The organism is Novosphingobium lentum NBRC 107847 (assembly GCF_001590965.1).
Lineage (GTDB): Bacteria > Pseudomonadota > Alphaproteobacteria > Sphingomonadales > Sphingomonadaceae > Novosphingobium > Novosphingobium lentum.
In genome coordinates this window covers 78,662-93,357 of the sequence record NZ_BCTW01000005.1, presented here as the reverse complement: position 1 = coordinate 93,357, position 14,696 = coordinate 78,662, and the positions used below count along the sequence as shown (strand labels likewise).

The window sequence follows — 14,696 nt, the reverse complement described above, 5'->3', positions numbered from 1 at the left end:
CCGACAACCGGGTGCTGGCGGCGTCTAACGCTTTTCGCCCCCGATCACGACTTGTAATGTAGGGGAACTCGCGCACCATGCATTCGTTTCCCGTATCGCACCACGCGCCGAAGACCGGCCAGACAGGAACCAGCATGGCCGACCCGGTAACGATTTTGTCGCTCGCGACGGCGACCCCCCCGTTCGTCGTGGCGCAGGCCGATGCGCTGGCCGTGGCGCGCGACGTGCTGGCGGGTGGCTTCAAGGACTTCGAGCGGATGACCTCGGTGTTCACCACCGCCGGCATTGCCAACCGCCAGCTGGCGCGCCCGGTCGACTGGTATCGCGAACCGCACGACTTCACCGAGCGGACCGCAGTCTATCTCGAAACCGCGCTCGACCTGTTCGTCGCGGCGGCACAGAGCGCGCTGGACGAAGCCGGGCTGGCGGCGAGCGACATCGACACCATCGTCACCGTATCGTCCACCGGGATCGCCACGCCCAGCCTTGAGGCGCGCGCGATGGGCCGCATGGGCTTTCGCACCGACGTCGCGCGAGTGCCGGTGTTCGGCCTCGGCTGTGCCGGCGGCGTCACCGGGCTGAGCCTGTCCGCCAAGCTGGCGCAGTGCACGCCCGGATCGGTGGTGCTGTTCGTCACGGTCGAACTGTGCAGCCTGGCCTTCCGCACCGACCGGGTGGACAAGGCCGACATCATTTCCACCGCGCTGTTCGGCGATGGCGCCGCCGCCTGCATCCTGAAAGTGGGCGACGAGGGCTTCGTCTCGATCTCGGGCGCGGCGGAAAAGACCTGGCCCGATACGCTCGACATCATGGGCTGGAAGATCGAACCCAACGGGCTGGGCGTGGTGCTCAACCGCGCGATTCCGGTGTTCGCGCGGCAGAACATGGCGCAGGCGATGGCCGAAATGCTCGCGCCGCAAGGGCTGGTCGTGGCGGACATCGACCGCTTCATCTGCCATCCCGGCGGCGCCAAGGTGGTCGATGCGGTCGAGCTGGCGCTGTCGCTGAACCAGGGCTCGCTCGATCATGAACGCGCCGTGCTGCGCGATCACGGCAACATGTCCGCGCCCACCGCGCTGTTCGTGCTCGACCGGGTGCGACAGGCGGGACTGCCGCCGCTGTCGGTGCTGACCGCGCTCGGGCCGGGGTTCACGACCAGCACCGTGACGTTGCGACACGCCGCATGACGCTGGCCATCGCGGTCCTGCTGTTCGTCACCGCGCAGCGGCTGGGCGAGCTGATCATCGCGCGGCGCAACACGCGACTGCTGATGGCACAAGGCGCGATCGAGCATGGCCGCGCGCACTATCCGGTGATGGTGCTGCTGCACGCCAGCTGGCTGGCGACGCTGTGGCTGCTGGCGTGGGATCGCCCGGTCAACCTGCTGTTGCTCGCCGCGTTCATGGTCATGCAGGGGTTGCGCGTGTGGGTGCTGATGGTGCTGGGCACGCGCTGGACCACGCGGGTCATCGTGCTGCCGGGCGAGCCGCTGGTCGCGCGCGGCCCGTTCCGCTGGGTGCGGCACCCCAACTACTGCATCGTGGTGGCCGAGATCGCGCTGCTCCCGCTGGCATTCGGGCTGATCGGCGTGGCGATCGTATTCTCGCTGCTCAACGCCTGGATGCTGTGGGTGCGGATCGGGTGCGAGAACCAGGCGCTGGCCGCCGGACCGCAGGCCCCGCGCGGGCCTGCCAACCGTCCGACCCGCGCTCCGTCCCGATAGTGGTCAAGCCGGGTCAATATGGACGCTTTCCAAGCCGGCGATCGTCGCCTAACCTGACGCCATGACAGGGGGCAATCTGGTCTGGACAGCGCAGGCGCGCGATACGCTGCGGGTGGTATCGCCCGCCGGGCGGATCGACGAAAGCACCGCCACTGCCTTTGCCGAACACCTCGCGCAGGAAATCGAAGTGGCGGCGGGCGATGGCGCGAAGCAGCTGGCGATCGATCTTTCGCTGATCGACTACATGTCGTCGCGCGGCTTGCGCGGGTTGACGCTGGCGCAGCGCAAGTCGGGCGATCACGGCATCACGATCGTGCTGGTGCAGCCCAACGACATCATGCGCGAAATACTCGCGATCAGCCGCTACGACATGGTTTTCAAGGTTTACGACACCATCGAACTGGTCCCTTCGGGCGCGCTTTGAATTGACAGGATCGCGACGCCGGCAGCCCTTGCGGGTGGTCGGCACCGGCGAAACGAGCCGACACGATCCACTTGGCGAGGGGAGAAGCGAACGATGAAGGTGCGGTTCTGGGGTACGCGCGGTTCGCTTCCGGTGGCGCAGAAATCGTCTGCCGTTCGCGACAAGATCGCCGCTGCGCTGGTCGCCGCCGACGGCCGGCGCTTTGCCGATACCGCCGAAGCCGCGCGCTTTGCCGACGACACGCTCGATTTCGCCACCAACGGGACGTACGGCGGCGCCACCAGCTGCGTCGAGATCGAAGCCGTCGGCGGCCCGAGCGATGACGGCGCCTTCATCGTCTGCGATCTGGGCAGCGGGCTGCGCGAATTCGGGTTGAACGCCATGGCGCGCTGCGCCGCCGGGCATGCGCGGCTCTATCATGTGTTCCTGTCGCACCTGCACTGGGACCACATCATGGGGTTCCCGTTCTTCGTTCCCGCGTTCGATCCGGGCGCAAAGATCGTGATCCATTCGGGCCATCCCGATGCCGAAACCGCGCTGCGCCGCCAGCAGGAGGAAATCTCGTTCCCCGTGGCGTTCGACTGGCTGCGCGCCGACATCAGCTTCCGCACGCTGGAACCCGGACAGCGCTATCCGATCGGCGCGGTCACGGTCGAGCTGATCGCGCAGCACCATTCGCACGTCAGCTATGGGTACAAGTTCACCGATGCAGACGGCAAATGCGCAATCTACAGCACCGATAGTGAACACAAGATCGACCGGATGGACGGCGAATCCGCGTTCGTCGATTTCTTCACCGAATGCGATCTGGTCATCTGCGACACGATGTACTCGCTGGCCGACAGCATCTCGATGAAGGAAGACTGGGGCCATTCGAGCAACGTCATCGCCATCGATCTGTGCCACGAAGCGCGCGCCAAACGGCTGGCGCTGTTCCATCACGAACCGACCTACAGCGACGCCGACATCCAGCGCATGCACCGCGAAAGCATCCGCTACGAAGAACTGACGCGCGAAGCCGCCCCGCTCGACGTGATCTGCGCCTATGACGGCCTCACCGTCGAGATCTGACCGCACACGCCGGGGGGCGATCTGGGCAGCGGTGCTGCTGGGCGGGCTGGCGGCTGCCCTGCTCAGCCTGATCGCCGCCGAACCCGCCCGGCGCGGCCTGTTCGACAGCTGGCAGCGCCTGGCCCCGCGCGCCATCGACGGCCGCAACGTCGTGGTCGTGCTGGTCGATCCGCTTGCGCTCAAGACCGTCGGCCCGTGGCCCTGGCCGCGCTATTACCTGGGCCGGCTGACCGAGACGATCGCCGCACAAAAGCCGCGCGTGATCGGCATGGACATGATCTTTCCCGAACCCGACCGGCTCAATCCCGATCAGTTCGTCCAGCTTTATCCCGAAATCGCCCCCGCCGCCGCCGCCTCGATCGGCAACCTGCCGTCGATGGACACGATTTTTGCGCAAGTGCTCGGCGGCGCACCGGTGGTGCTCGGCCGGCTGGGCATCGCGGGCTTTGGCAGCGATCCCAAAAGCCTGCTGCTCGATCCCGAGATCGACGGCCGCCCGCCCCCCGATGCCATGCGGTTTCCGCAAGTCCTCGCCAGCATCCCCCAGCTCGACGATGTCGCGCTCGGCCACGCGCTGGTCAACGGCCCGCCCGATGCCGACGGGATCGTGCGCCGGGTGCCGCTGACCGTGCTCGCGGGCGACCGGCCGATGCCCGGCCTCGCCGCCGAACTGGCACGCATCGCCACCGGCGCGCCGAAGATTTCCTGGCAGGGCACCACCGCCGTGATCGGCCCGCATCGCGTGCCCACCGACGATGCCGGGCAAATGCAGATCCGCCTTGGCAAGTTTCCCGATACCGCGCGCTATTCGGCCGCGCTCGTGCTCAGCGACAAGCTGAAGCCCGGCACGTTCACCGGCAAGGTGGTGATCGTCGGGCTGGGCGCGGAAGGCGTGTCCGATGTCGTATCGACCCCGCTCACCCCGCGCGGCTATGGCGTGTTCGTCCAGGCGCAGGCGGTCGATGCGATCCTGCGCGGCGGCTGGCTGTCGCGTCCGGGCTGGCTCGCCGCCGGCGAATGGATCGCAGGCGCAGTGCTGGCGCTGGTGATCGCGCTGGCCGGCATCATCCGGCGTCACTGGCCATGGCTGCTCGCGGGCGGCATCGCGATCGCGCTGCCCGTGGCATCATGGGCGTTGTTCGATGGGCCGGGGCTGTTGTTCGACCCGGCACGCCCGCTGATGATCGGGCTGGGTGCCGCGCTCGCGCTGGGCACGCTGCTGTTCGTGCGCAACCGCGCCGAACGCGCCAGCCTGGCGCGCGAACTGTTGGAACAGCAGCTGACCTCGGCGGTGCAGGAAGGCGAACTGGTTGCCGCGCGCGCGATCCAGCTGGGCATGGTGCCCGCGCGCGAGCGGCTGGCCGAGCTCGATCCGCGCATCCACGCCAGCGCGATCCTCGAACCGGCGCGATCGGTCGGCGGCGATTTCTACGACGCGATCCGCATCGATGCCGACCGCGTGCTGTTCGTGATCGGCGACGTGACCGGCAAGGGCGTGCCCGCCGCGCTGTACATGGCGCTGTCGAAGACGCTGGCGAAAAGCGTGCTGGTGCGCGAAAGCGGCGGGCTGGCGCACGCAGTCGACACGCTGAACCTCGAACTGCTGCGCGAAGCCGACGATGCCATGGGCGTTACCATGCTGATCGTGCTGTTCGATTGCGCCACCGGTGATCTGGGGATGGTCAACGCCGGGCATGAAAACCCGATCCTGTTGCGCCCCGGCCACGCGCCCGAGACGTTTCCGATGCGCGGCGGGCCGCCGTTCTGCGTGTGCGAATTCGCCTATCCCGAAGAACGGCTGACGCTCGCGCCGGGCGAGACGCTGATCCTGATCACCGACGGCGTGACCGAAGCACAGGATGAGGACAACCGCATGTTCGGCGTGGACGGGGCCTTCACCGCGCTGGCCGCGCGCGAACCCGACGAGAACGCGCAAGGCCAGCAGACCGTCGACAGGCTGGTGCGCGCGGTCCGCCGGTTCGAACACCCGACCGAACCCAGCGACGACCTGACCGTGCTGTCGCTGCACTATCGCGGACCCGCGCCGCCCGCACCACCCGCATGAGGATGGCGTCGGGGTCGGCCAAGGCCAAATGACGCTAGATCGTCTTGCACATTAGCTGAACCGCTCAGCCTGAGGACCGCTGAGCTTGTCGAAGCGGCGTCTCGAAGGACCGCCCAGTCGTTTTGGGAAGGTGGTTCGAGACGGGCCTTCGACAAGCTCAGTCCCTCCTCACCATGAGGGGTCCAGATTAATCGCTCGCCCCGTTAGCGGACGATCACCTCGACCCGGCGATTGCGCGCATCGCGCACGCCGTCACCGGTATCGACCGCAGGCTCGCGCTCACCGCGTCCGACCGCGCTCAACAGGTCGCGCGGAAATCCTTCGGCGATCAGCACGGACATGATCTCGCCGGCGCGCTGCCGCGACAGGCGATCGTTGTCATCGTCGCTGCCCAGCGTATCGGTGTGGCCGGTGACCTGCACTTCGGCGCCCGGACGGCGCGCGATTTCGGCGCGGATCTGGTCGAGCATCGGACGCGACGATTCCACCATCGTGGTCGTGCCCTCGACAAAGTACAGCGTGAAGCTTCTGGCCGGCGGTGGCAGCGTGGCCATCAGCTGGCGATACGCCGGCTTGACCTTCGCAGCGGTGCCCAGCGTGGCGCCGCCGCGCGACATCCGCGCCGATGCCAGTGGTGTATCCAGCAGCTGTTCGCCACCCTTCTGGTCCAGCACCGCCAGCGCGCCGGTGGGATGGCCATCCTCGCCGGGCAGCAGCAGCGCCGAAGGTGCCGCGCACCCCGTCAATATCGCCAGCAATGCGATCGATGCCCCCGACCGCACGGCTCAGTGAACCTCGACCACGAACCGCGTGCCGCGCACCCCCAGCATCGAGGTGGGCGTGCGCACTTTCATTGCATCGCGCCCCGACTTGGCGATCCGCCCCGACACCACTCCGAGCGATCCGCGATCGACGCTGGTCAGGAACGACCCGGTTTGCCGCGTCCGGTCATACTGGAAATTGGTCAATGCGATCCGGCTGTTGGGCCCGACCGCCATGCGCGTCTCGTCGATGAAGGCGATGCCCATGCGCCCGTCGCGCCCCGTCACCAGCACGTCGCCCGGTTCGAGCTGCACGCCCGGCGTCACCGGCAGGTGACGGCCGCCGCGATCGACCGAGGCCATGCCGACGCTGCTCTTGACCCTGCCGATTTCGGCAAGAGCGGGAGCAGCGGTCAACAGACCCGAAACAACGATGACTATGAGTGCTGGGCGCAAAGTTTTTCTCCGCTGGCCGAAGCACTATGGCATACCATCGACATGGCCAAGGGCATAACAATTTCGCTGTGCCATCGGGCCGGAGATGACCCCGGCGCGACGTTGTATCCCGCGCTGGTGGCCACGCACCAGTTTGCCGCCGTCCGCAAACTGGACGCCGCCATGACCTCGCGGCTGGCAATCATCGTTGAGGAAGTGGCGACCAACGTGATCGATCATGCCGCGCCGGACCGCGACGTGACGCTGACCCTGCATCTGGGCCACGGGTCGGATGGCCTGCCGGATGGCCTTGTTATCACGCTGGAAGATGACAGTGCCGCGTTCGATCCGCGCACGGTCGAGCCGCACGCCCTGCCCAACCCCGATCGCGGCGGCGGCGTTGGCCTTGCACTGGTGAAGGCATGGTCCGACATTGTCGCTTACGACAGCGCGGGAGGCATCAATCGGCTGGTGTTACGGCTGCACCCGCGACCGGCATCACCCGCCTGATTCCCAGCGTCCGAGTTATCTTGGCCTGAGCGCTATTGGCCTGAGCGCTATTGGCCTGAGTGATGCTGGCCTGAGTGATGCTGGCCGAGCTCATTGGCCCGATCGCGTGCAGGCCCGCGTGCCCGATGGGGCGGCTTGCTCCACCGATGCGGCTCAAAACCGGAGCGACGCTTTCATCCGGCAGACAGCGAGCGCGCCTACGATCAGTAGCACCCGGTTCCGAACAGCACGGCCGGAAATGTCCGCAGCACGATGGCGATGTCCAGTCCGACCGTGCGCGAGCGCGCGTAGGCCGTATCGAGCGCGATGCGCCGCCGGTACGTCGTGTCGTTCCGGCCGCTGATCTGCCACAGGCCCGTGATGCCTGGCTTGACGCTGATGTAGACCGAAAAATACTGCCGGTATTTCGCGATTTCATCGGCGGTGATCGGCCTGGGACCGACCATGCTCATTTCGCCGCGCAGCACGTTCAGCAGTTGCGGCAGTTCATCGATGCTGGTGCGACGCAGCAGGCGGCCGACCGCCGTGACCCGAGGATCGTTGCGCAGCTTGCGGTCCTGCGCCCATTCCTGCCGCGCCTGCGCATTGTCCTGCAAATGGCGTTCGAGCACCTCGGCCGAATTCGACACCATCGAGCGGAATTTGAAGCACGGGAACGACTTGCCCCCAGCGCCGATCCTCCGATGCGCGAAGAACACCGGGCCTTTCGACGTGAGCTTCACCACCACGACGATAATGCACAGCAACGGTGCCAGTATCGCCAGCGCGAGGATAGCCAGAGCCAGATCGAAGGCACGCGTCATGGCCGCGTCCGAACGCGAGCGGACGATTTGGTCCGGCACTCGCGATGAGATCGCCTCAAAGGAACGGGATGATCCCGGCTGGAATTGCATGAAGGTTCCGATTTGAAAACATGCGCGCGACAACGTGTCGCCCCGTCCACCAGGACGGAGCGACGTCGAAATCAGGAGTAGGCCAGCTTCGTCTCGCCCATCCGGTAGCGCGGCCGGCGGCGCAAGGCAGCGCCGGTCAGGCCGATCCCCGCGATCATCATCAGCCAGGTCGCGATTTCAGGAACGGCGGAGAATGCCACGGTTCCGGACAACGATCCGTTGCCGCCCGACACACCGCTGATCACGAGTTGTTGCAACCCGCTGGCAACCGGTGTGGACAAGCTGGCGGACGCCGTGTTCTGAGCGCCCGGAACGAAAGTGAAAGGCGTTCCGTTAAACGTCGCGACCAGGCTCGAAAGGCCCTTTACGGACGTGGTCACACCGATGACCAGATCGGCAATCCCGGTCGACGGAACCGTAAACGTGAGCGTATCGGAAAACAGACCCTTGGGGATGGCGACATCCAGGAAAGCGCCGGTCCCATCGGTGATCGAAGCAAACCCTGCCCCGGAAAACGTGAAATTGGTGGCATGTGCCGGTACTGCCGAAACCGAAGCTGCCAAAGCAATGGCGGCCGGAAGCAAATGGCGATGTATCCGCATAGTTCGATCCTTATCCAGATTACAATGATATCTCATGCACGAATCAGCAACCGGATACCAATGATTAAGGATTCCATACTTCCTTGTGCAACGCAACATAGTAAACAATGTCACCTGGATTCTTTCTGATACATTACTCCATTTTGGATTAATTGATTCTGCCTCCCCATAGGCAGGTATTTCCACGCAGTGCTGGTCATTAAATTTCACGTATTATCTTATACATGATCCAGAAACGGCGATACTGACGCATGGGACATACTATCGATTATCCTGCATAATTCCCGGTCTGGAATAGAATGATCCAAATTCGATGTACTTTCTGGCACACATTTTCGACGATTTTTCCCGAAAATAAACGGTTATGCTGGAAATCCATGACAGGTTTTTCGCTGCCCGAACCGGATCCTGATGATCGACCGCAAGATCGGATCGGATACTGATCGTTACCGAATGCTGCGCACTGTTGAAATTCGTGCCGAGGTCGTGTACGAATGTTGCAAATATAAGAATACGGGATGCTTGAACATGATGGATAAGAACATCACGGACTTGTGGCGTCGCGGCTCGAACGCGAGAACCGGGAGCTGGGATCTTGATGGTCTGGTTCCGGCCATTTACGGACAGCTGTCCACCGCGCGCGCGATCATCCACGGCGCAGCGGTGTCTTCGATGCTGTGGCTGCTGGTGTTCGTGCTGTTGCGGTAGAGCCCGATTCGCGACCGGGCGGCCCGGGCACTGCCTCTCCAGCAACCGCTGCTCACGCCCTTGGCCTCCAAGCGACTGCCCTATCACCGCCGATCATGCCCGTTCGAGCGGACGGATCACCAGCCAGACGTAGATCAGGACCGCCAGCATCATTGTGGTAGCCACCATGGGCATGCCGGAATTGCCGACATAGTTGGCCAGCATGCAGCCCCCCGCCGCCGGCAGATACTTCCACACGGCATCATGGGCGGGCCGATCCCCGACAGAACGCTGCAAATAAATCAGCGCAATACCGATGAAGATCGCAACCGTCAGCCAATCGAAAACCGATTTCATCGACACCCCCGCAGAGTGCGCGCCACCAAAACTCGCGATTCCAAAACTAGCGATGCCAAAACTAGCAATGCCAAAACTTGTGTTGTCAAAACTTGCAGTACCGGCGTGCTACGCACGCAGTGATACACAACAATGTTGCGGACCCGTAACCACAGATGGAACGGTTTTGGAGATTTACCGCAACAGTCGATTGCAACGCGAGGCTCGGGTGCCGCAGGTGTCGAACATCAGCGCCGGTCGATCGCGTTGCCGATGGATCTGTCGGTTTCAGACGACAGGGCGTGGCGCATCAGCCATTGGCGGCGTTGGCTTTCGGTCATCTGCCCGCGGCGCAACCCTGGCACCAGCTGCCGCCGGGCAAGCACCAGCAGCACCGTCGGCGCGAACATGATGGCGGCAAAGCTACCCGGCAGCGCGGCCGGCGCCACGCCCTGCCGGTTCCAGGCGATCTCGGTCAGCACGGCAAAGCTGAACGCCGCGATCCAGCCCGGCCAAGCCCCCAGCGACCGCCGCAGGACCAGGCACGCGCATAGCATCACGGCCATCGCCAGATTGACCGACAGCATTGCCGAAGCGGCCGGCAACGATCCGGCCGGCACATGTGTGCCAACGTCCCAATTCACGCGACCCGGTTCCTTTTTTAGTACCCGGCGACCTGATTAAGCGAAGGGGATTAAGGACGTAATAAAGCGATCGGCGTGGTACCCACCCGTCAGGCTGCGGCCGGGATCAGCCGTGCGTTGGCGTTCTCGTTGTAGCCACCCATCATCATCTCGCTGCTGGCCGGCACTTCGGTCAGCACGACACCCAGAACGGTCGCGCCCGCGCGCGACAATGTGCTCAGCGCATATTCGATCGCCTGGCGCGACGTGTGCTTCCAGCGCGTCAGCAGCACCGTGGCATCGGACGCGGCGGCGATCACGCGGGCGTCCGCCACCTGCAGCACCGGCGGCAGATCGAGCAGCACCACATCGAACGCCGCGCGCGCATCGGCGATGAACCGCACCAGCGCATCGTGGTCGAACGATTGGCCGGGGGCGATGTCGTCTCCGACGACGAGAAAGCTTGCCTGCGTCATCCCGTCGGGCACCAGGCAGTCGCCCAGCCCGACCGCGCCCTGCATCGCCTGCACCAGCCCCGGCCCGCCATGACCGATGCCGTAGCGCGAATGGAACGTGGGACTTTGCAGGTCGCAATCGACGATCAACACCCGCCGCCCGCGCAAGGCCAGGCTTCGGCCCAGCGCGATCGCGGTGGTCGTCTTGCCTTCCGCCGCCTGCGCCGAGGTGATCGAGACCACCTTGGGATAGGCATGGGTTCCGACGAAGATGCTGGCCGAAAGCGCGCGAAGGCCTTCGGAATAGGCCGACGTCGGGGTTTCGACGACCTGGTTGATCAGCGCCATGTCGTCCGCGCCGCGCACGCGCGGGATCGCGGCCAGGAACTCGGTCCCGAACATGCCCTCGACTTCTTCGGGCGATCCCACGCCCACCGAAAACACCTGCTTGAGCAGCGCGACGATCAGGAACAGGATCAGCCCCAGGCCCGTGGCGAGCGCGAGGTTGAGCCGCCAGCTCGGGCTCGAGGGTTCGTCGGGCAGCGGGGCGAGCGAGGTGATCCGCGCATCGGGCTGTTCGGTCCCGATCTGCGTGGAAATCTGCGAAAACCGCGCCATGTAGGCATCGAGCAAGGCCTGCGGTGCCGCCAGCTGGCTTTGCAGTTCGCGCAGCCGCACCGAGTCCCGATCCGCGCGCGCCAGTTCGCCCTGGGTTGCGTTGAGTTTGGCCTCGATCTGGGCGGCCCGGCCGGCGGACGCTTGCGACTGCGCCTGCAGCGACGCCAGCACGCGATTGCCCTCGCCGCCGATGCTGCGGTTGATATCCGCAAGCTGTTGGCGCGCGGTGATCAGATCGGGATGGTTGGGTCCGTAGCGGCTGGCGAGCTGCGCAACCAGGGCGCTGGCCGCGACCTGCTGGGTGCGCAGTTGCTGCATGCCCGATGCATTGAGATCGCCCAGCCGATCGACCCCGCGCGCAATCTGCGACCGGGCTGCGGCCAACCGCTGCGAATCTTCGGCGGATTGTGCCCGTGCGACAGCAAGCGTCTGGTTGTAGCTGGAAATTTCCTGTTCGGTGAGCGTGCCGGCGGCCGTGTTGCCGTTGAGCCCGGCTTGTGCCTTGTACGATGCCACGGCTTCATCGGCGGCCTTCACTTGCCCCCGCAACCGGCCGATTTCATCCTGGAGATGCGCCTGGACGCGCTCGTTTTCCTGCGCGCGCACCGCCACCTGCGAATCGAGGTAGGCGCGGGCGTAAAGATTGGCCATGCGTTGCGCCACCTCGGGATCGGCGGCGGAATACTGGATCTCGATCAGATAAGTCAGGCCCACGCGGGCGATCGAACGATGCTCAAGGATGTCGCGGATCGCGGCACTCGCCTGCTCCTGCTGCGATCGCGTCATGCGTTCGACGGGGACATCGGCAAGCAGCCGGGCCTTGCGCGCCACCTGGTAGGCCATGCCCGACGACGACAGGATCTGGACTTCGGTATCGACCACGCTCGAATCGGAGGGAAGTTGCGACACCACTTCCTCCTGGCCCTGCACCACCTGCTTCTTGCGCTGGTCGAGCATCACGCTCGCCTTGGTCTCGTAGACCGGCGTCTGGCGCATGGTGTACAGTGCGGCGAGCCCGAGCACGACGATCATGATGCCCGCGAACAGCAGCGCGTTCTGCCGCACGAACCCGGCGAGCCGCGAACCGTCGAGGCTGCCCGATCCGGGCTGCCCGTAGGCGCCCTGCCGACCGCCGTGGCCGAAGTCCGACGCGATCAGGGCGCGGTGGCCGGTGGCCGGATCGACATCGCGTCCTGCGCCGGTTCCCGGGACATTTCCTGCTGCTAGATCACTGGACAAGTGTTGGGCCCCTTTGGCCGGCCCCTTCCGCGGGCCGGAAATGCGGTGCGGATCTCCGCGCTCGCCCCGTCGGCACAGCATCGTCGGCACAGGCCGGCTTGCGTGCGCGATCAAGGTTCAAACGACAGTCCCGCAGTTATCGAGTCGATCGTCAGCGCGCGTCGCGTGGCGACGTCGCTGACGGCAATATGCAGGCGACGAAAACCGGACACCACCGACAGGTGCCGGTTGCAGCGATAGACTGCGCCGAGCGACAAATCGGTTCGCCGATCGGTTCGGACCGGCTGGTCGAAGCGGTTGCGGGAGTATTCCGCGCCCGCCGAAATCACCAGGTTGCGATAGAGTTCGTGATCGACGTGCAAGCCGACCACACTGCGGACGTAACTGGGCGAGGCCGGGTTGCCCGCCTCCTCCACCGTGCGCGAGGCATCGAGACGGACCGTGGTGAGGCCGCTGGGGAAATACTGCAGCCGGACGCGGCCGCCGAAGCCGCCGAAATCGGTAAAGGCCGGCGACCGGTAATTCTGCCCGACATACCCGACCGCGAATTCGCCACGCAGGAAATCGGTGAATTCGAAATTGATGCCCGCGAGGAATTCGGCCTTGCGGCTGCTGCGATCGAGACCGGAGCCGGCGACTGGCGAAACATAGCGAAGATCGGTCAACCGGGCCTGCACCAGCACGGCAAGATCGGCCGTGACGGCATATTCGCCGCGCAGCTGGTACTGGTTCTGCCGGCGATCGAGCCCCAGCGATTGCACCGTCAAGCCGTTGGCCAGCGCGACGTCGGCATAAGCGATTTTCGCGGTTCGCGCTTCGGCGCTGAACCGGGTGCGGTTGGGCTGCCAGGTCACGCCCACCCCGGCGGACGAAAGATCGAACGACACCGGACTTGCCGTGCCGCGCAGCGCGCCGGGATCGAACCGGTTCTGGATCTGGCGCAAATAGCCGCCGAACCCCTGGATCGACAGATTACCGCCCGCATCGAACCGTCCTTGCGCTTGGACATTGAACGACTGGCTGTTTTCCTGCGTGATCCGCGCATGGCGCGCCGCAGTGACCGACCCTGCCAGGCTTATCGCGTGGCGCGACCAGTTCGAGGAGGCGAGGAACGAGGGTGAAAGTTCGGCCACCGCATCGGCTTTGGGGGCCACCGCATCGGCCAGGATATTGTCGCTGAGCAACAGCCTGGCAGCCAGCTTGGGCTGGATGGTGAAGCTTCCGGCCTGAATACCCAACGGTTCGTATCCCGGCTGCACCCTGTCGCCCACCGCCACGGTCCGGTTCCGGTCGAACGCCGTGCCGATCGACGACGACGCCGTCACCGTCTGGGCGGATGCGGACGCACCGTTCATCGACGCAATGGCAACGCAGCAAACATGCAGGACCCCGATCACGCGAAAATTCATAGTCGAAGCTTAAAGATTCGCATCCGGTTGGCAACACAAAAATTGCAGTAACTTTTCCTCCATTTCGTCAAAAAATCCTGTACTTGGAAAAAATGATTCGGATATGGTGGATTCATTAGTTCCAAAATGGAGTTAATTTCGAACCGTATCGCTTGACAACTCGATTACTCCAAAATGGATTAAGTATTGCCCTGTATTTTTTGCCCGTTTCGAGGGATGAGTTGGCGATGAACCACAAAACCTGCTTTCGCTTGCTGTTCGCCGCCGGTCTGCTGGTTGGGCTTTCGGCCTGTGCCGCGCACACCACGGTGCCCGCGCCGTCGGTGTCGCAGGCGATCGACTACCGGCTCGATGGTGGCGACGGGCTGCGGGTCATCATCTATGGCGAAGACAAGCTGAGCGGGGAATACCACGTCGGCGGGGACGGCCGACTGGCGCTTCCGCTGATCGGTGCGATCATGGCCAAAGGCCGCACCGTGCAGGAATTGCAGGACGCGATCGCCGCCGATTTCACGCAAGGCGGATTCTTCATCAACCCCCGCGTGGCGGTGGAAATCCTCAACTACCGCCCGTTCTTCATCCTGGGCGAGGTCAACGCACCGGGCCAGTATCCGTTCATCCCCGGGCTCAGCGTGCGCCAGGCGATCGCCACGGCCAAAGGCTATACCTACCGCGCACGCCACGGCTCCGCGCTGATCACGCACTGGGGCGAGGACAAGGAAGTGGAATACGAGATGGCCCCGGGCAGCGCGGTCAATCCGGGCGACACCATCCGGATCGCCGAACGGCACTTCTGATCACGCGCGAACGCCTCGACGCCGGGATCGGCAAAGCGATCGCCGGTT

The 14,696-nt window shown here is 64.8% G+C and carries 16 protein-coding genes; 8 read left to right on the top strand and 8 right to left on the bottom strand.

What is annotated here, in order from left to right; genetic code table 11:
• The first annotated feature begins 134 nt into the window (after window positions 1–134).
• The 5 genes from NL2_RS05575 (at window position 135) to NL2_RS05555 (ending at window position 5,283) form a co-directional block, all read left to right on the top strand.
• A complete protein-coding gene (locus NL2_RS05575; protein ID WP_068073061.1) occupies window positions 135–1,187 on the top strand; it encodes a type III polyketide synthase in 1,053 nt (350 codons plus the stop codon).
• Window positions 1,184–1,723, top strand: coding sequence for an isoprenylcysteine carboxyl methyltransferase family protein (locus NL2_RS05570; RefSeq protein WP_068072807.1), 540 nt, complete (start codon window positions 1,184–1,186; stop codon window positions 1,721–1,723). Before NL2_RS05575 ends, NL2_RS05570 begins: the two co-directional genes overlap by 4 nt.
• Window positions 1,724–1,784: 61 nt before the next feature.
• On the top strand, window positions 1,785–2,147 hold the full coding sequence (locus tag NL2_RS05565) for an STAS domain-containing protein (protein ID WP_174522591.1): 363 nt from the start codon (window positions 1,785–1,787) through the stop codon (window positions 2,145–2,147).
• 93 nt (window positions 2,148–2,240) lie between these two features.
• Window positions 2,241–3,218, top strand: coding sequence for an MBL fold metallo-hydrolase (locus NL2_RS05560; RefSeq protein WP_068072805.1), 978 nt, complete (start codon window positions 2,241–2,243; stop codon window positions 3,216–3,218).
• On the top strand, window positions 3,193–5,283 hold the full coding sequence (locus tag NL2_RS05555) for a CHASE2 domain-containing protein (RefSeq protein WP_084355908.1): 2,091 nt from the start codon (window positions 3,193–3,195) through the stop codon (window positions 5,281–5,283). Before NL2_RS05560 ends, NL2_RS05555 begins: the two co-directional genes overlap by 26 nt.
• Window positions 5,284–5,486: 203 nt before the next feature.
• Here NL2_RS05555 and NL2_RS05550 read toward each other — a convergent pair whose 3' ends face one another.
• Both NL2_RS05550 and NL2_RS05545 read right to left on the bottom strand, forming a co-directional pair.
• On the bottom strand, window positions 5,487–6,065 hold the full coding sequence (locus NL2_RS05550) for an OmpA family protein (RefSeq protein WP_157083049.1): 579 nt from the start codon (window positions 6,063–6,065) through the stop codon (window positions 5,487–5,489).
• A 3-nt stretch (window positions 6,066–6,068) separates the two neighbouring features.
• Complete coding sequence (locus NL2_RS05545; RefSeq protein ID WP_245647579.1) at window positions 6,069–6,461, bottom strand: FecR family protein; 393 nt, start codon at window positions 6,459–6,461, stop codon at window positions 6,069–6,071.
• Between the two features lie 81 nt (window positions 6,462–6,542).
• Between NL2_RS05545 and NL2_RS05540 the strand changes: the two genes are divergently transcribed.
• On the top strand, window positions 6,543–6,989 hold the full coding sequence (locus tag NL2_RS05540) for an ATP-binding protein (RefSeq protein WP_068072800.1): 447 nt from the start codon (window positions 6,543–6,545) through the stop codon (window positions 6,987–6,989).
• A gap of 203 nt (window positions 6,990–7,192) precedes the next feature.
• Here the strand turns inward: NL2_RS05540 and NL2_RS05535 are convergent, their stop codons facing one another.
• Both NL2_RS05535 and NL2_RS05530 read right to left on the bottom strand, forming a co-directional pair.
• Window positions 7,193–7,882 carry a sugar transferase gene (locus NL2_RS05535; RefSeq protein ID WP_281190733.1) on the bottom strand — a complete coding sequence of 230 codons (690 nt, stop codon included), beginning with the start codon at window positions 7,880–7,882 and terminating at the stop codon, window positions 7,193–7,195.
• Between the two features lie 71 nt (window positions 7,883–7,953).
• Window positions 7,954–8,484, bottom strand: a complete 531-nt coding sequence (locus NL2_RS05530; protein ID WP_169799476.1) for an FxDxF family PEP-CTERM protein — start codon at window positions 8,482–8,484, stop codon at window positions 7,954–7,956.
• A gap of 411 nt (window positions 8,485–8,895) precedes the next feature.
• Here NL2_RS05530 and NL2_RS05525 point away from each other — a divergent pair, with 411 nt between their 5' ends.
• A complete protein-coding gene (locus NL2_RS05525) occupies window positions 8,896–9,192 on the top strand; it encodes a hypothetical protein (protein ID WP_068072796.1) in 297 nt (98 codons plus the stop codon).
• A 93-nt stretch (window positions 9,193–9,285) separates the two neighbouring features.
• Here the strand turns inward: NL2_RS05525 and NL2_RS05520 are convergent, their stop codons facing one another.
• From NL2_RS05520 to NL2_RS05505, 4 genes are all read right to left on the bottom strand, one after another.
• On the bottom strand, window positions 9,286–9,528 hold the full coding sequence (locus NL2_RS05520; protein WP_068072794.1) for an XrtV sorting system accessory protein: 243 nt from the start codon (window positions 9,526–9,528) through the stop codon (window positions 9,286–9,288).
• Between the two features lie 227 nt (window positions 9,529–9,755).
• Entirely contained in the window at window positions 9,756–10,151 is a 396-nt protein-coding gene (locus NL2_RS05515) for a hypothetical protein (RefSeq protein ID WP_157083047.1), read from the bottom strand.
• An 89-nt stretch (window positions 10,152–10,240) separates the two neighbouring features.
• Window positions 10,241–12,442: a GumC family protein gene (locus NL2_RS05510; RefSeq protein WP_169799475.1), complete on the bottom strand. Its 2,202-nt coding sequence runs from the start codon at window positions 12,440–12,442 to the stop codon at window positions 10,241–10,243.
• Between the two features lie 110 nt (window positions 12,443–12,552).
• Window positions 12,553–13,797 carry an outer membrane beta-barrel protein gene (locus NL2_RS05505; protein ID WP_169799474.1) on the bottom strand — a complete coding sequence of 415 codons (1,245 nt, stop codon included), beginning with the start codon at window positions 13,795–13,797 and terminating at the stop codon, window positions 12,553–12,555.
• Between the two features lie 281 nt (window positions 13,798–14,078).
• On the opposite strand from NL2_RS05505, the gene NL2_RS05500 reads away from it, so the two are divergent.
• Complete coding sequence (locus NL2_RS05500) at window positions 14,079–14,648, top strand: polysaccharide biosynthesis/export family protein (protein WP_068072788.1); 570 nt, start codon at window positions 14,079–14,081, stop codon at window positions 14,646–14,648.
• Window positions 14,649–14,696: the final 48 nt, after the last annotated feature.